Source organism: Streptomyces rubellus, assembly GCF_036323805.1.
Classification (GTDB): domain Bacteria; phylum Actinomycetota; class Actinomycetes; order Streptomycetales; family Streptomycetaceae; genus Streptomyces.
The window spans coordinates 12,034-27,324 of sequence record NZ_JAZDCX010000040.1 but is presented as its reverse complement, the minus strand read 5'-3'; the positions used below and the strand labels follow the sequence as shown (position 1 = coordinate 27,324).

Here is a 15,291-nt window from a genome sequence, read left to right as displayed (position 1 = left end):
CCCCCCCCCCCCCCCCCCCCCCCCGCCCGCCCCCCCCCCCCCCCCCCCCGCCCCCGGCCCGCCCGTGCCGCCGGGACCGGCCCGGCGGCACGGACGGGCCGCTCAGGGGGCCGACAGCCCCGACGGACGGATCAGTCCGCTCTCGTAGGCGAAGATGGTCGCCTGCACACGGTCCCGCAGACCGAGCTTGTTGAGCACCGCGCTCACATGGATCTTCACCGTGCCCACGGCCAGCTCCAGACGCGCGCCGATCTCCGCGTTGGTCAGACCCGTGGCGACCAGGGTCAGCACCTCGTGTTCGCGGCGGGTGAGGCTGCCCAGGGCCTCGGTGGTCTCCGCCGGGACCGGGGCTCCCTGCGCGAAGGCCGCTATCAGACGTCCCGTCACCGCGGGTGCGAGGACACCGTCGCCGGAGGCGACGACCCGTATCGCGTGCAGCAGGTCCTCCGGCTCGGAGTCCTTCAGCAGATAACCGGAGGCTCCGGCGCGCAGCGCCTCGTAGACGTAGGCGTCGAGATCGAACGTGGTGAGCACCAGCACCCTGGTACGGCTGCTGTGCCGCGTGATCAGCCGGGTGGCCGTCAGCCCGTCCATGCCGGGCATCCGGATGTCCATCAGCACCAGGTCGGGCGTGAGTTCGGCCGCCAGCGCCACGGCCGCGTCCCCGTCCGCTGCCTCGCCGACCACGGTCATGTCGGCCTCGGCCGCCAGGATCGCCACGAAACCCGCGCGGACGACCGCCTGGTCGTCCACGACCAGCACCCGGATGCTGATGGCACCTCTCCTCTCCTCGCCCACGACGGGGCCCGGTAGCTGCGTCGCATCCTCCCACGGGCGGCCGGAACGCGGTCGTCCCCCGCACCCCGTGCCCCCGCCGGCTACGCGCGGGTGGCGCTCCGCACGGCGGCCTCCCGGGGCGCCGCCGCCGGGGCCCTGTCGGCGTCCAGGCTCCCGAGCAGCCGGCGCATGGCGGCCAGCGTCGCCCTCGTGGCGGTGGCGACCTCGTCCAGACTGCCCGCCTCCGCCGAGGAGATCACCCGGTCGGTCTGCCGTAGCACCGTCTCCCGCAGGCCGCCCGCGACCCGCTGCCGCTCGCCGTGGACCAGGGCCCTGGTGCTCGCCAGCAGGGCCGTGAGCGCCGCGTCCGCACGGCGCAGCTCCCGCCTGCGGCGCATGTGCATCGACCAGCCCGCCAGCCACACGGCCGTGAACCCCAGGCCGAGGAACACCACCACCAGGTAGAGGACGAACACCACGTTGACGAGGTCACCGGCCGGATCCCCGAGCAGCGACCCGTCGGCGGCGAAGGCGGCCGTCATCGGGAGACCGAACGAGAGGACCGCGGCGGGAACCGACAGGTACGTCAGCCGGAGGCCGGGCGGATACGCCGGCTGCGCCGCCGGGGGCCGGCCGTACCGGTCGGCGGACGCGGTCGCGGGTCTCAGGACACGCCCGTAGGCCGCGACCCCGTAGACGGCGGCCAGTTCGGCGAGCCCGCCGCCCAGCAGGCAGTCCGCGGCGGTCGGCGGCAGCACACCGCCGTGGAGCAGCACCGGCCACGGCAGGGCGGTGGCCCCGACCGCCGCGAGGGTGAGCCAGGGGGCGCGCCGGCGCCACAGCAGCGGCAGCGCGTGGACGGCCAGCAGCAGCGCCAGGAGCAGGTGGGTCAGGGCCCCGTGACCGGCCTCCCCCGTCTGCGTCAGGGCGAAGCTCCACGACGCCACGGTGACCGAGCCGAAGACCGCCGCGTCCGCGATCCGCTGCTCACGGGTGAAGTCGCGCCGCCGCCCCGCGGCCGGCCGCCGCGCGGACGGGGAGTCGGGGAGCACGGCCCGCACGCGCCAGCCCCCGTCGGGGCGGGGCCCGGCGGACAGCTCCCCGCCGAGGGCGTCGGCGCGCCGCCGCATCCCCGCCACACCGCGGCCGGAGCCGATCCCCAGCCGGTCGCCGCCGGTGCCACCGGGCGGCCTGCCGTTGTCGACGGTCAGGTGCAGGGCGCCGTCCCCGGCCCGTTCCGCCCGGACGCCGACCGGGGCGCCCGGCGCGTAGCGCAGGGCGTTGGTCAGGGCCTCCCGGATGATGCCGTGGGCCGCCTCGGCCACGGGACCGGAGAGGTCGTCGGGCAGGGAGACGGAGACGGGGCGGCCCAGCCTGCCGAAGCCCGCGATCAGGGACTCGATCGAGGTGGTCATCGACCGCGGGGCCGGTACGTCGTCCAGTTGCATGACCGCCACCAGACGCCGCAGCGCGGACTGCGTCTCCCGTGCGGTGCGGCTCGCGAACTCAAGTGCCTCCGCGGCCAGTTCGGGCCTGCTGCCACCGAGCCGGCGGGCGGCCTCGACGGACACCACGACGGAGGTGAGGTGGTGCGCGCTGATGTCGTGCAACTCGTTCGCCAGCCGGTCCCGTTCGCTGTCGGCGGCCTGCCCCCGCTCCCGCTCGGCACGGTCCAGCCGCTCCTCCGTCACCCGCCGCTCCCGCAGCCAGTGCCGGCGGCCGGCGCCGAGCGCGGCCGCCAGCAGGTAGAGGCCGGTGGTGATGAGCCAGTCGGAGACGAGAGCGCCGCCGGAGCCGGAGCCGTACCGCACGGCCGTCGGCAGGAGCTGGACGGCGGCGGCGACGGCGGTCGCGCCCAGGCCGGTGCGCCAGTCGCGCAGCACGGCGACGGAGAAGAGCCCCACCAGGACCGCCGGCCCTGTCACCAGGCTCAGCGTGTCGGGCGGCACCAGAAGCCGCGCGAGCACGGACGCCGCGAGGATCACGCCGAGGGCGGCGAGCGGCGCCCGGTTCCGCCGGGCGAGCGCGAACACGGTGAACGCCGTGGCGGCGAAGGCCGTGATCCACGCCGTGACACCCGGAGGCTCCTCCAGCGCCCGTGCGTCGGCGAACCACAGCGCCGGCTGCGCCACCGCGAACAGGCCGGGCAGAAGCAGGCCTCGAGTCCCTCTCACCGGCACGAGTGTAGGCCCGGGCGAACGGGCCCGCGCCCGGCGCAGCCCCGACCCTCACGGGCGCGGCGACCAAGGCGGCACCGTCCCCGGGTAAGGCGGGACCGGTCGCCACCGGGCGCAGGTGAGCATGTGCCCGCCTGCGCCGTCACTGTCCGCTGACGGCGGGTTCCGCCGCGGGCACGGCCTCCCGGACCGGTTCCGGCCGGGCGGCCACGGCCCGCAGCGTCTCGAAGGCGGCCGCCGTCGGACTGGCCGGTTCGGCCTGGTAGACCACCAGTTGCTGGTGCGGAGCCCCGTTGACGGTGAAAGCCGTGAACTCGATGTGCAGGTCCCCGACCCGGGGGTGCCTGAGGTGCTTGCCCTCCTGGGACTTGCTCCTGACCTCGTGCAGCCGCCAGAGCCGGGCGAACTCCTCGCTCCGGGCGGACAGTGCCGCCACGACCTCGGCGATTCGGGCCGATTCGGGGTCGTGGCCGTAGGCGGCCCGGAGCTCGGCGACACAGGAGTGCGCGGCCCGCTCCCACTCCTGGTAGAACTCGCGCCCCGCCGGATCGGCGAACACCATGCGGGCGAGGTTGTCGAACCGCTCGAACCCGCTGTGGAGGGCCGTGGCGAGGGAGTTGCCCGCCAGGACGTCGAGGGCCGGGCCGAGGACGAAGGCCGGAGTGTGTTCCCAGCCGTCCATCAGCCGAGCCAGCTGCGGACTGACGTCCGTCCCGCCCCGGCCGCGCGGACGGGGCGGGGCGGTGCGGCAGAGGCGGTTGAGATGGTCGGTGGCCTCCGCGTCCAGTCTCAGCGCCTGCGCCACGGCGTCGAGGACCTGCGGGGACGGGCTGCTCTCGCGGCCCTGCTCCAGCCTGGTGTAGTAGTCGGCGCTGACTCCGGCCAGCATCGCGACTTCCTCCCGGCGCAGGCCCGGCACCCTGCGCCGTCTGTGCTCGGGCAGACCGACATCGTGCGGTTGCAGGGCCTCCCGGCGGGCCCTGAGGAAATCGCCCAAAGGCGTCCCGTTGCTCATAGGACTACAGGTTCCTCCGGCAACCGGGCCGGAACCCTCCGATCTGACGTCTCCTCCGCGTCGCACGGCTGCCCGCCCGGCCGTCCCGCCTTCCTAGGAGTGGGACTCCCAGGGAAAGCGCGGCCTTCATCGCGCCGCGGCCGCCGGGCAGGCTCGAAAACGTCAACAGGAGATCCCCGGAGAGGGGAAACGACGAAAGAGGTTCTCCCATGGCTACGTGGTTCATCACCGGCGCCTCCCGCGGACTCGGCGCGGAGATCGCCCGCGCCGCCCTGGCCGACGGCAACGACGTCGTGGTCGCCGCGCGAGACCCGGAACGCGTCCCGGACGATCTGAGGAAATCCGACAGGGTCCTGCCGGTCGCCCTGGACGTCACGGACAACGACGGCATCCCGCGCGCGGTCGACGCCGCCGTGGAGCGGTTCGGCGGCATCGACGTCCTGGTGAACAACGCCGGCCGCGGCCTGCTCGGCGCGCTGGAGGAGATCACCGACGCGGAGGCCCGGTCGCTGTTCGACCTGAACGTCTTCGGTCTGGTCAACGTCACCCGCGCCGTGCTGCCCGTCATGCGGAAGCAGGGCTCCGGCAGGCTGGTGCACATCGGTTCCCGCTCCGGCTTCGAGGGCGAGCCCGGCGTCAGCCTGTACTCGGCGTCCAAGTTCGCCGTAGCCGGCATCAGTGAGGCGCTGTCGGCCGAGCTGGCCCCGTTCGGCATCCAGTCGATGGTCGTCGAGCCGGGCGTCTTCCGCACCGACTTCCTCGACGCCAGCTCCCTGTCGGTCGCCGCGAACCGCATCCCCGACTACGACGACACCCCCGCCCATGTGACGGTGGACTGGGCCGGCCAGGCCAACCACACCCAGCTCGGCGACCCCGTCAAGGGCGCCGCCCTCATCGTCGAGGTCACCTCTGGCGAGAAGCTGCCCACGCACCTCTACCTCGGGCGCGACACCCTGGAGCGGCTGGAGGTCAAGTACCGGCAGGTGCGGGACGACCTCGCCCCGTGGCGCGAGAAGTCCGCCGCCACCGCCCACGACGACGCCGCCTGACACCGCTCGGGGCACCCGCGGCCCTCAGGCGGCCCGGTCCGGCCCGGCCGGGTCCGCCCGCCCGGTTGCCTGCCGGGCCGGACGCCGCGCCGGCCCGGCACCCCCCGTATTCGAGTACCCCCCTGAACAGATCGAGGTTGTGTGATGTCTGCTGCCCTGCTCACCGGCACCCCTCTGACCGGCCGTGTCGCCGTCGTCTCCGGCGCCTCCAGCGGCATGGGTGCCGTCACCGCCCGGCGCCTGGCCGAACTCGGCCCCAAGATGGTCCGCGTGGCCACCGTCGAGCCCGGCATGGTCGACACCGAACTGCCCGACCACGTCACCGACCCCGACGCCTCCGCACTGATGGCCGGCCTCCTCCGCGACATCGACTGCCTGCGGTCCGACGACATCGCGGAGACCGTCGCCTTCATGGCCGCCGCCCCGCGCCACGTCAACCTCACCGAGATCACCGTCATGCCCACCGCCCAGGCCATCTGAGGTCCGCTCCGCCACGGTGGGGATGGGGGAGGAGGGGCCGGACGCCGTTCCTCCCCCACCGGCTATGTCCCGCGGCCTAGGCGGCGTTCCTCCCGGTGGCCGACGCCCCGGCGGGTCCCGCGGCGGGACGATCGGCGCATGGACAGAACCGCTGTTGTCACCGCCCTGGTCGCCTTCCTGAGCCTTGCCGTCACCGTGTGGGCCAAGCCGCTGGAGAGGCTGCCGTTCTGGCTCGTCGTCATCCTGTGCGCCGCCTTCTACCCCGTGGGCAGGGAGCTGTTCCCGGCGGTGGACTCGGCCGGGGACGATGACGGCGCGTGGGCGGAGTGGATCTTCATGGTCAGCGCGAGCCTCCTGTTCGCCGCGCTCGTCGCGTCGGCCCTCCGGAAGTTCAGGTCCGTCAGGGACACCGCACGCACCGGCCGACAGCCCTGCCACGACCAGGACATCGACGCCTGAGCGTCCCCCTCTCCTCCACCGTCACCGACCTCAGATGGGCAGGACCATGTCTCCGCACCGCCACTCGTTCCGGAACCGGGGCACCACCCTCCTGGCCCCGCTCGCCGTGCTGGCCGTACTGACAGCCGCCACGGTCACGGCCTGCGACCCCGGCGCCGACGCCGCCGGAACGACCGCGAAACCCGCGATGTCCGGGATTCCCACCGCCCTCGCCGAACAGCGGCCGGACTGGAGCGCGTGCCCCGCCCCGTCCACCGCCCAGGGCGGCGGCGACAAGCCCGAGGCCCTGCCGGACGGGACGAAGTGGGAGTGCGGCACCCTGAAGGCGCCCCTCGACTACGCGGACCCCGACGGCGAGACGATCGACATCGCCCTGATCCGGGCGAAGGCCGCGCCGGGCTCCGGCGACAAGCACCTCGGCTCCCTGGTCTTCAACTTCGGCGGCCCCGGTGGTTCCGGGGTGTCGACGCTGCCCCTCCTGGCCGCCGACGACTACCTGAAGCTGCACAAGCGCTACGACCTGGTCAGCTTCGACCCGCGCGGCGTCGGGAACAGCGCCGGTGTGAAGTGCCTGGACAGGAAGGCAACGGACGCCTGGCTGGCCTCGGACTCGACTCCGGACGACGCCACGGAGGAGAAGGCCCGCACCCTCGGGGTGCGCGCGTACGCCCGGTCCTGCGAGAAGAACTCGGGCGCGGTGCTGGACCACGTCGGCACCCGGCAGGCCGCTCGTGATCTCGACCTGCTGCGCCACGTCCTGGGGGAGGAGAAACTGAACTACTTCGGCATCTCCTACGGCACGCAGCTCGGCGGCGTCTACGCGCACCTCTTCCCGGAGAACACCGGCCGCATGGTCTTCGACGCCGTGGTCGACCCCACCGAGGACTACCTGGCGGCGGTACACGGCCAGACGAAGGGATTCCAGGGCGCGCTGCGGAGCTTCCTCGAGGACTGCGCGGAGCAGGACGAGTGCTTCTTCGAGGACGAGGACCCGGCGCAGGGCGAGAAGGAGATCGTCGCGCTGCTCAGGAGCCTGGACAGCAAACCCCTGCCCACGGAGTTCGGCCGCACCCTCACCCAGAGCCTCGCCTTCGACGGCATCGCCGCCGCCCTCTACAGCGAGGAGGGCTGGATGCTGCTCGGCGGGGCACTGGCCGAGGCCGAGAAGGGGAACGGCACCACGCTGCTGGTGCTCGCCGACGCCTTCAGCGAGCGCATCGACGACACCGGGTACTCCAACATCAACGCCGCCAACACGGCGGTGAACTGCGCCGACTACCAGGACCGCTTCACCGCCGAGGACGTGCGCCGGCATCTTCCCGAACTCCGCGGGGCCTCTCCCGTGTTCGGCGACTGGATGGCCTGGGGACTGCTCCAGTGCACCGACTGGCCCGTGGCCGGCCACGCGTCCGACGCCGAGGTGACGGCCGACGGCGCGAACCCGGTCCTCGTCATCGGCAACACCGGCGACCCCGCCACCCCCTACGAGGGTGCCAGGAGGATGGCGGACGAACTGGGTGAGGGAGTCGGTGTCCACCTCACCGTCGAGGGGGAGGGGCACGGCACCTACGGCGTCAACGACTGCCTGACCGCGCTGGTCGACAAGTACCTGCTCGACGGGACGGTCCCGAAGAACGGCACCGTCTGCTCCTGACGGGGACAGTGCCCCGCACCGGACGCGGTCCGGTGCGGGGCACCGCCGTGCGCAGGGGCGTCAGTCCCGGGCCGCGTACGACAGGAAGCGGCGCCAGGACTCCGGGGCCACGGCGAGCTGCGGGCCGGTCTTGTCCTTGGAGTCCCGGACGTGGACGGTGCCGGGGCAGGCGGCGACCTCGACGCAGTCGTCGCCGGAGCCGCTGCTGTGGCTGGACTTGTGCCAGGAGAGAGCGACCTCGACGCAGTCGTCGCCGGAGCCGCCGCTGTAGCTGCTCTTGAACCAGGTCAGTTCCGTGCTGCTCATGCTGCTCCTCGCATCCGCTTCAGCAGGCTCACGGAGTCTTCGAGTGAGAGAGCCTGTGAGCGCATCCTGGCATATCGCATCTGGAGCGTACTGAGCACTTTCAAGACGGAGCAGAACTGGCCGCTCTCCTGCCCCTCGGAGTAGCTGAACCACCGGTTGTCCGGGGTCTCCAGCAGTCGCATGGGACCGTCCAGTCCCGCGTGCACCCGGCCCAGCGGCATCACCTGGATCTCCACGTTGCGCAGCTCCGCGAGCTCCAGCACACGGCCGATCTGCGCGCGCATCGCCTCCGGCCCGCCCACCGGGCGCAGGAACAGGTGCTCCTCCAGGATGAAGCTGAACGCGGTGTTGGGGCGCTCCCGCAGCAGCCGCTGCCGCTCCTCGCGCGCCGCCCACTGGGCCTCGATCTGCTCGTCGTTCCAGGGCGGAAGCTGGTTCACGAACAGCGTCCGGGCGTACGCCTCCGTCTGGAGCAGGCCCGGGATCAGGCGGCACTCGTACGTGGAGAGGCTGATCGCCTCCTGCTCCAACTGCGCCCACTCGCGGAACCAGCGCGCCAGCCCCGGCTTGCGCGACAGGTGGCGGGACGCGCCGCGCAGGGTGCCGAAGGCGTCCAGGACGTCCTCGGCCCGCTCGACGAAGTCGTGCGGCGGGAAGCGGCGGCCCTGCTCGACGGAGGCGACCGTGGGAAGCGAGTACCGCACCTGCGGCGCCAGTTCCTCCTGCGTCAGGCCGGCCCGCTTGCGGAACGACTTGACGACCTCGCCGAAGACCTTGAGGCTCTCCGAGGTCTCCGGCTCGTGGTTGCCGCCGCCCTTCCTGCCGTTGCCCGGCGCGGGCTTCGCCGCTTCGTCCCCGCCCGCGTTCCCGGCGTTGCCCGTGTTCTCTTTCGTACCGTCAGCCATGGCGGCTCCCTCCCGTACGCACATCCGACGTATCCGTCACGTGCCTCAATCGTCACGGGGGGTAATGCTCGCTGTCTACCAAAAGTGCTGGTACGGGTGCGGAGCGTATGAGCCGCTGAGCTGGTGAAACGCTCTCAGGGTCGGTCGGATGGGGGCATGGCACAGCCCTTCACCCCTCAGAGTGCGGTCACCGTACGTGTGTTCACCCAGCGGTTCAGCTCGACCCCGCTCGGCGCCCGGCTCGCCCGGCACCTGGCCGCGCACCGGCTGCACGAGTGGGGCGTCCCGTACGGCTCCGCGCTCTCCGACTCCGTCGCGTCGATCGTCGCCGAGCTGACCGCGAACGCCGCCACCCACGGCCGCGTACCGGGCCGGGACTTCGAGCTGCGGCTCGGCCTCGGGCCGCGCACGCTCCTGATCGACGTCTCCGACGCCCGGGGCGGGTGCCGCCCGGCCGCCGGGGTGCCGGCGCCGCCGCCCGACGCGGACGGCGGACGCGGGCTGCTGCTGGTGGAGGCGCTGGCCGACCGCTGGGAGGTGCGCGACCGCGAGCCGTCCGGGAAGACCGTCCACGCCGAACTGGACCTGCCACCGCACTGACACCCGCCGCCGGGGCCGCGCCGGAGGCGGCCCGAACCGGTCTGTAACAGGAGGAACCGACGCATAACGGCAGACATGCCCGTCGTACATCAGTCCGGGTGAGGGGAAAAGCATTCTGCGCTCCCGGCCGAGCGGCACGGGCCGAGGATGGGCGGCGCCGTTATCCGGCGATCACAAGGAGAGAAACGTCCATGACCAAGACGACCGTCCTCCGCCTCCTGGGCCCTGCCGCGCTGGCGGGCCTCACCGCTCTGATGCCCACCACGGCGGTCGCGGCCCCGTCCGTGTCCGTCCCCACCGGTCAGGAGGTCTTCATCGGCCACACCCAGACCGGAGAGCACATCACCCCCAACGGCTTCTCCAAGAACCCCACGACGTTCGTGGACATCTGGGAGGACCACAACAACGTCGTTCTCGACACCGAGAAGTGGACCTACCAGTCCGTGAACGGCAGCACCACCACGTTCCTGATCAAGAACGCGGGCGGCAACGACATCTGCCTCCAGCCCGCGAGCGTGGAGAACCGCAAGGTGATCTCCACCAGGACCTGCTCGGCCACCAGCAAGCAGCAGTGGTGGCACCTGTACGGCACCGACACCGGCGTCGAGCGGGGCTTCACCCTCCGCCCCTACAACGACACCTCCCTGGCCGTCACCCCCGTCACCGTCCCCAGCCACAACGACCAGTACCTGGTCCTCCGAAGAAATCAGCGGACCGTCACGAAAAACCGAAGTCAGGATGCTTCACTCGATTGGAAAAGCCGAGACCACTGCTGGGACAATCCTGCTCGTCGAGTCAATGGTCGGCTCGAGTACGTACACCTGTGTCCCTGGAACCGCGAGTTCGACTGGCAGGCGGGCCAAGGCAACGTTTGTTTGAAGTTTCGGGGCGTATGAAGCGGAAGTCACAAAGCCCACCGGCTCCGAGTCTGGCGAAGGCGCAACCAACCAGAAGTCAGGCAGATAGTCCGAGATCGGTTCCCCTTCCATCCTCAACCCCACCATTGTGAGTTTGTATGGATGGTTTCCGGCAGCAATTTCGGTCCGCATCTGTTCGAGGGCGTCCCGGCCGATGTAATCTGACGCCTTGTTGCGGGGAATGTGGGCCGCCAGCCCGACTTGAAAAGGGACCATTTCGTTGTCAACGTCTTGACCCCATGCGAGTATCCCTGACGAGATCCGGTGGGGTTGGATGGGGCCGGTTACTGCCAGCCTGTACTTCTCTCCTGCTCGAAGGATCGCATCCCACATCTGCTCTGCGTGAATGCTCGAATTCTTCAGGTAGACCTCATATCCGGCTTCACCGGAGAACCCGGTTCGCGAAACGAGTACCGGAAGCCCGGCGATCTCGGCCTCCGACAGCCCAAACGCGGGCATCTCAGAGGCTGCGTCACCGATGAGGTCGACCATCAGCCTGTTTGCTTCCGCCCCCTGGATCTGGACGGGCGACACGTCGATCTCCTGGATCTTAACATCGAACCCCTTGCCGACATTCACCCCCTTCAGCCACAGCGACAGATCCGAGTCGGAAATACTGAACCAGTACTCATCGGGGGAAATCTTCAGCAACAGCGGGTCGTTGATCATCCGACCACTGGAATCGCAAAGTACCGCGTACGCCGCCCGCATGGGCGCTAGTCGCGTGACGTCCCTTGTTACGACGTAATTGACAAACTCGGTAGCCTCGCGTCCTTGCACTCGAATCTGCCGCGCGGCCGCGATGTCCCATAACGTCACTCGGTGTGTCAACGCCTCGTACTCGGCCGTGGACCCGCCGTCCCTCTCAGGGACGTATCCTCTGGGCAGGTACATACGGTTGTACACCTCTGCGCGCCAGCATCCCGCCTCAATCGCCAGGTGCCAATATGGCGATTTCCGAGCGCGTGTCGATATCAGGAGCTTGACGTCAGGCCGACCCGTTTGGCGCAGGTTGACAGGGACTGTTCGATCCGACTGATCGACCGATGAGAAGTTTGGATCCGCCCATTTGTCAGACTCGCTCGTCACGCTATCTCCTCCCGCGGCTACCTGACTCGGTGCCGGTTCATTGACATACGTGGCGGGCAGCGATTCTCGCTGCAAGCCGGCGAATCGAACATAGCGTATTCCTGGATGTAGCCGACGCGATCCAGCCAGGTTTTCTCAGCGAAATGATCTACGCGAAGCCGGGTGAGGCTCTGGTATCCGGGCGAGTCGGGCAGTCCTGCCCCCGCTACCGGTGCGGCGGCCTGCTGCGCACCGGCCGGGACCCCGAGGGCGGAGTGCGGCAGCGGGACTTCACCGAGGACTTCTACCGCCGGAAGTACCGCGAGGCCGGGGTCCTCACCGTCAACACCGCCGAACACACCGGCATCCTCAGCCGCCGCCGGCGGGAGGCGGTGGAGAAGGCGTTCCGGGCGGGCACCGCGGTCCACTACGCCAACCCGCAGGTCCTCTCCCGCACCCCCACCCTGGAACTGGGCGTCGACATCGGCGACCTGTCCGCGGTGATCCTCGCCTCGCTGTCCAAGGGCCCGGCCGACTACGTGCAGCGGGTGGGCCGGGCCGGCCGCGCCACCGGCAACGCCTACCTGCTCACCCTGGTCGACCGCGGCCCCAAGGACCGCAACTACCTGGACGACCCCCGGCAGATGATCGCCGGGGACATCCGGCCGCCCGGCTGCTTCCTGTCCGCTGTGGAGATCCTGCGCCGCCAGTACCCGGCGTACCTGCTCGACCTGGCGGGCGCCGGGCGGCTGGCGGGCGCGGACGGCGACGGCGAGCCCGTCCTGCCGCTGCCGCGACACGCCACCGAACTGTTCGGGCCGGCTGCCCCGTTCGGGCAGTCGGGCTGGTCGGCCGAGTTCCGCCGCGCCGCGCTCGCCGCCGGGGAGCGGCCGGCCGGGGACTTCCTCGCGCTCTTCCCGCCGTACGACGAGGAGAAGGGCACCGGCGTGAGCCCGCGGGCGGCCGCCGAACTGCGCGCCTTCGCCACCGGTGGACTCGGCGAGGCACTGGAGGAGGCCCGCAGCCGGAGCGCGGAGCGTCGACCAGCCCCTCAAGACGGCCGGAAGCGAACCTGGACCGCCACTTGCGCACCGTCTCCCGCGAGATACTGAGCTCCTGCGCGACCTGCGCGACCTGCGGGACCTGCGCGACCTGCGCGTTCGGGCGGGCATCGGCCGGCCCGGCTCAGGCGCGGGCGTCGGCGCTCCGGGTGACGGTGAGCAGGAGCGGTGAGCGGACTCCGAGGTGGGCGCCGAGGTCGGCGATCACCTCGCCCAGCGAGCCGACCGCGTCCAGCGACCACTCGGCGAGTTCCCCTCGCAGGGTCACCCCGTGCAGGGGCGGGCCGTTCCAGAAGGTGTCGTGGAACGGGGGAGCGGGAGCGGTTCGCGGACTGCCGGTCTCGTACGACGTGCACACGAGGACGTGCTGGTTCAGTTGCCCGAGGGTGTCCGCGAGCTGCTCGGCGACGGCGGGGATCCGCGGGTTGCGGCCGCTGTTGACGCCGACCTCCACCCGGGTCCGGGACCGGGGGTCGGTGTCGCCGAACCAGGAGACCGAATGCATCGACGGCAGGAAGGCGCCGGACGGACGCGAGGAGGGGGCGAGGCCCTGAACCGGCAGCAGCAGTTGCACGGCCGCAAGGTGCAGGGTGCCGAAACGGGCCACCGCGTCCCCGGCGCACCGCAGGAACGGCTGCACCGGCAGCGGCCGGTCGCGGGGCACGGCCTGCGCCTCGACCTGGAACCACGCCGCCGGTGCGGACCGCGCCGTGTCGGGCGCGAGCGGGCGGCCCCACCCGGCGTCGTTCATGGCCCACAGCCCCTCCGCGCCGACGGCCCGGCCCCCGGGCACGTCGGCACTGATCACCGTGCCCACGTCGTCGAGCCAGCCCATGGCCAGCGAGCGGTGGTGGAAGAGCGAGTACGCGTCGTTCTCCGGCTCGGGGCCGAGCCAGTCGTGCGGGACCAGGTCCCCGTACAGGGCGGCGAACATGGTCCCGGCGGTCCGCCGTGAGCCGGGGGCCACGCCGGGCCGCGCCGTGTCCGTCGGTTCCGTACTCACCCGGGCTCCCCCCGACCGTCGCCGGTCGCATCCGTTCCGGAGGCCGGCCGGGCGCGCCGGCGCGCGGCGATCTCCTCCTCCGTGGCACCGCCCTCGTACGCGGGCGAGATGAGCGGCTCAGCCCCCGGCACCCGCACCAGGACGGCGGAGTTGACGCGCGCCGGGTCGGTGCCGCGCTTCCGCTCGAAGCGGCGGACGATCCGGTCGTACGGTTCCCCTTCCGTGAACACCTCGCCCACTCCGCGGAAGCGGTACCCCTTGCGCCGGACCGGGTCCACGGCGTTGGTCTCCACCGCGGGACTCCCGGCGAGGTCGGCGACCGTGCCCGGCGAGTACAGGTCCGGGAAGACCAGGTGCTCGTCGTCCCACACCTCCGTCGTTCCCTTGGGGGACAGGTTCGGGGCGCCGTCCGGGCGGACCGTGGCGACGAAGCCCAGTCCCTGTGCCGCGACCAGGCGGCGCATGTCGTCGTCCAGCATCGCCGTCGAGCCACCTCCGTGCCGGGGGTCTGTGGTCGTACGTCTCTCCGGACCGGGAGAACACGCGGCCGTGAGCCGCCGTCCGGAAACCGTCGGCGCCTTACCGGCGGCCCTTCGCGGACCGGGGTTCCGCCGTGCAACCAGCCCGGGGCAGGCCCGTGTCGGCGGACGTACGGAGAATGGCCGGACCGGCGCTTCCTCCGGCGTACTCGGGCATCGCCTCACCCGACGCGTTCCGGTCCTCACCGCTGACCGGCAGCCATCGCCGGGGGAGGACCGCCCGAAACCGGCCTCGGCCCGGCCGGTGATCTCATCACCGGCGGTGTACATCTGGCCCAGGGAGACACCAAGGCTCTCTCTGGGGAGATGTCGCGGGAGTTACTCGCTGGTGGTGCGGCAGGAGCGCTGTGCGGGGCCGCAGTGGCAGCCACGGCTCCCACCACACTCGGCGGGTCTCTCGGGGCGGCAGCCGGGGTTACGCCATTTCCTGTTACGGGAGGACGATGTTGCGGCCGGGTCCGCCTTCAAGGGCGTCCTTTCCGGTGCCACCGCAGACGAGGTCGTCGCCGCCTCCGCCGTCCAGTGTGTCGTTGCCGGGGCCGCCGAGGACGATGTCGCGGCCGTCCCCGCCCATGGCGTGGTCGTCGCCGGGGCCGGCGTGCACGGTGTCGTCACCGCCGTAGCCCTCGATCATGTCGTCGCCCCGGCCGCCCCACATCTGCTGGTTGCTGCTGTCACCCATCAGGTGGTCCATGCCGTCGCCGCCGTGCAGGGCTGCGGGTCCCATGACCATGTCGTTCCCCGCGTCGCCCAGCACCGTGCGTGCGGTGTGGGCGTGCAGTTCGTCGTCGCCGGGGCCGCCGCTGACGGTGCCGATCCCGGGGGTGAAGGCGGCGATCGTGTCGTTGCCGTCGCCGAGGAAGACGTCGATCCTGTCGGGCCGGGGGCTGTCGGCGGGCAGTTCGCAGACGACGGAGGTGGTGTCCTCGGGTCTGGAGTACGCACAGTGGTCGCCCGGTTCGAGCGGGACCACGTCGCTGAAGCCGATCCGCCGGATCCCGTCGCTGGTGTACATGGAGAATATGTTGAGGTCGTTGGTCTGTCCTGCAGCGGCGGTGAAGACGATCGACTGAGTTGCCCAGTCGGCTCCGACGCGGGCCTTCGCCTCGGCGGCGGTGGCGGCGGCTGCCGGGCCGACGGCGAGGCCGGCGGTGAACAGGGTCACGGCGACCGCGCTGACGGTGGCTCGGTTTCGGTTCATGAGACCTCATCTCGGTGGAGTGACGGTGGACCGACCTGCTTGGCGTGGTGCTGCCGGGGACCGGGCGGCCCCGGTCGTAA

The 15,291-nt window shown here is 71.6% G+C and carries 15 protein-coding genes and 1 pseudogene; 6 read left to right on the top strand and 10 right to left on the bottom strand.

Annotated elements, in window-relative coordinates; translation table 11 throughout:
- Window positions 1-102 precede the first annotated feature (102 nt).
- The 3 genes from V1L54_RS28595 to V1L54_RS28585 all read right to left on the bottom strand — a co-directional run bounded on the left by V1L54_RS28595 (window position 103) and on the right by V1L54_RS28585 (window position 3,969).
- Window positions 103-774, bottom strand: a complete 672-nt coding sequence (locus V1L54_RS28595; protein WP_330121070.1) for a response regulator — start codon at window positions 772-774, stop codon at window positions 103-105.
- Window positions 775-878: 104 nt separating this feature from the next.
- On the bottom strand, window positions 879-2,951 hold the full coding sequence (locus V1L54_RS28590) for a sensor histidine kinase (RefSeq protein ID WP_330121067.1): 2,073 nt from the start codon (window positions 2,949-2,951) through the stop codon (window positions 879-881).
- Window positions 2,952-3,096: 145 nt separating this feature from the next.
- Entirely contained in the window at window positions 3,097-3,969 is an 873-nt protein-coding gene (locus V1L54_RS28585) for a helix-turn-helix transcriptional regulator (RefSeq protein ID WP_330121066.1), read from the bottom strand.
- Between the two features lie 209 nt (window positions 3,970-4,178).
- On the opposite strand from V1L54_RS28585, the gene V1L54_RS28580 reads away from it, so the two are divergent.
- The 4 genes from V1L54_RS28580 (at window position 4,179) to V1L54_RS28565 (ending at window position 7,611) form a co-directional block, all read left to right on the top strand.
- Window positions 4,179-5,018, top strand: a complete 840-nt coding sequence (locus V1L54_RS28580; RefSeq protein WP_330121065.1) for an SDR family NAD(P)-dependent oxidoreductase — start codon at window positions 4,179-4,181, stop codon at window positions 5,016-5,018.
- 144 nt (window positions 5,019-5,162) lie between these two features.
- Complete coding sequence (locus V1L54_RS28575; RefSeq protein WP_330121064.1) at window positions 5,163-5,498, top strand: Rossmann-fold NAD(P)-binding domain-containing protein; 336 nt, start codon at window positions 5,163-5,165, stop codon at window positions 5,496-5,498.
- A 138-nt stretch (window positions 5,499-5,636) separates the two neighbouring features.
- Window positions 5,637-5,957: a hypothetical protein gene (locus V1L54_RS28570; RefSeq protein ID WP_330121063.1), complete on the top strand. Its 321-nt coding sequence runs from the start codon at window positions 5,637-5,639 to the stop codon at window positions 5,955-5,957.
- A 34-nt stretch (window positions 5,958-5,991) separates the two neighbouring features.
- Window positions 5,992-7,611 carry an alpha/beta hydrolase gene (locus tag V1L54_RS28565; RefSeq protein ID WP_330121062.1) on the top strand — a complete coding sequence of 540 codons (1,620 nt, stop codon included), beginning with the start codon at window positions 5,992-5,994 and terminating at the stop codon, window positions 7,609-7,611.
- Between the two features lie 60 nt (window positions 7,612-7,671).
- Here V1L54_RS28565 and V1L54_RS28560 read toward each other — a convergent pair whose 3' ends face one another.
- Together V1L54_RS28560 and V1L54_RS28555 are read right to left on the bottom strand one after the other, a co-directional pair.
- Complete coding sequence (locus V1L54_RS28560; RefSeq protein WP_330121061.1) at window positions 7,672-7,917, bottom strand: DUF397 domain-containing protein; 246 nt, start codon at window positions 7,915-7,917, stop codon at window positions 7,672-7,674.
- The gene (locus tag V1L54_RS28555) at window positions 7,914-8,822 is read right to left on the bottom strand and encodes a helix-turn-helix domain-containing protein (protein ID WP_330121060.1); all 909 of its coding nucleotides are present in this window, start codon (window positions 8,820-8,822) and stop codon (window positions 7,914-7,916) included. The genes V1L54_RS28560 and V1L54_RS28555 overlap by 4 nt, the downstream gene beginning before the upstream one ends.
- A 156-nt stretch (window positions 8,823-8,978) precedes the next feature.
- Here V1L54_RS28555 and V1L54_RS28550 point away from each other — a divergent pair, with 156 nt between their 5' ends.
- Entirely contained in the window at window positions 8,979-9,422 is a 444-nt protein-coding gene (locus V1L54_RS28550) for an ATP-binding protein (protein WP_330121059.1), read from the top strand.
- Window positions 9,423-10,165: 743 nt separating this feature from the next.
- Here the strand turns inward: V1L54_RS28550 and V1L54_RS28545 are convergent.
- On the bottom strand, window positions 10,166-11,245 hold the full coding sequence (locus V1L54_RS28545; RefSeq protein WP_503676910.1) for a glycine cleavage T C-terminal barrel domain-containing protein: 1,080 nt from the start codon (window positions 11,243-11,245) through the stop codon (window positions 10,166-10,168).
- A gap of 326 nt (window positions 11,246-11,571) precedes the next feature.
- Between V1L54_RS28545 and V1L54_RS28540 the strand changes: the two are divergent.
- A pseudogene (locus V1L54_RS28540) lies at window positions 11,572-11,964 on the top strand (helicase-related protein); the annotation flags it as partial.
- 31 nt (window positions 11,965-11,995) lie between these two features.
- On the opposite strand, the gene V1L54_RS28535 reads toward V1L54_RS28540, so the two are convergent.
- The 4 genes from V1L54_RS28535 to V1L54_RS28520 form a co-directional block, all read right to left on the bottom strand.
- Window positions 11,996-12,499, bottom strand: a complete 504-nt coding sequence (locus V1L54_RS28535; protein WP_330121069.1) for a hypothetical protein — start codon at window positions 12,497-12,499, stop codon at window positions 11,996-11,998.
- A gap of 93 nt (window positions 12,500-12,592) precedes the next feature.
- The gene (locus V1L54_RS28530; RefSeq protein WP_330121057.1) at window positions 12,593-13,471 is read right to left on the bottom strand and encodes a hypothetical protein; all 879 of its coding nucleotides are present in this window, start codon (window positions 13,469-13,471) and stop codon (window positions 12,593-12,595) included.
- Window positions 13,468-13,950, bottom strand: a complete 483-nt coding sequence (locus V1L54_RS28525) for a pyridoxamine 5'-phosphate oxidase family protein (protein ID WP_330121056.1) — start codon at window positions 13,948-13,950, stop codon at window positions 13,468-13,470. Before V1L54_RS28525 ends, V1L54_RS28530 begins: the two co-directional genes overlap by 4 nt.
- Before the next feature lie 490 nt (window positions 13,951-14,440).
- Window positions 14,441-15,211 carry a calcium-binding protein gene (locus V1L54_RS28520; RefSeq protein WP_330121055.1) on the bottom strand — a complete coding sequence of 257 codons (771 nt, stop codon included), beginning with the start codon at window positions 15,209-15,211 and terminating at the stop codon, window positions 14,441-14,443.
- Between the last annotated feature and the right edge of the window lie 80 nt (window positions 15,212-15,291).

Excerpts from the sequence above, each read along its gene's own strand:
- V1L54_RS28585 (WP_330121066.1), bottom strand. The coding sequence starts at position 3,969 with ATGAGCAACGGGACGCCTTTGGGCGATTTCCTCAGGGCCCGCCGGGAG.
- V1L54_RS28580 (WP_330121065.1), top strand. The coding sequence starts at position 4,179 with ATGGCTACGTGGTTCATCACCGGCGCCTCCCGCGGACTCGGCGCGGAG.
- V1L54_RS28575 (WP_330121064.1), top strand. The coding sequence starts at position 5,163 with ATGTCTGCTGCCCTGCTCACCGGCACCCCTCTGACCGGCCGTGTCGCC.
- V1L54_RS28570 (WP_330121063.1), top strand. The coding sequence starts at position 5,637 with ATGGACAGAACCGCTGTTGTCACCGCCCTGGTCGCCTTCCTGAGCCTT.
- V1L54_RS28565 (WP_330121062.1), top strand. The coding sequence starts at position 5,992 with ATGGGCAGGACCATGTCTCCGCACCGCCACTCGTTCCGGAACCGGGGC.
- V1L54_RS28560 (WP_330121061.1), bottom strand. The coding sequence starts at position 7,917 with ATGAGCAGCACGGAACTGACCTGGTTCAAGAGCAGCTACAGCGGCGGC.
- V1L54_RS28555 (WP_330121060.1), bottom strand. The coding sequence starts at position 8,822 with ATGGCTGACGGTACGAAAGAGAACACGGGCAACGCCGGGAACGCGGGC.
- V1L54_RS28550 (WP_330121059.1), top strand. The coding sequence starts at position 8,979 with ATGGCACAGCCCTTCACCCCTCAGAGTGCGGTCACCGTACGTGTGTTC.
- V1L54_RS28525 (WP_330121056.1), bottom strand. The coding sequence starts at position 13,950 with ATGCTGGACGACGACATGCGCCGCCTGGTCGCGGCACAGGGACTGGGC.
- V1L54_RS28520 (WP_330121055.1), bottom strand. The coding sequence starts at position 15,211 with ATGAACCGAAACCGAGCCACCGTCAGCGCGGTCGCCGTGACCCTGTTC.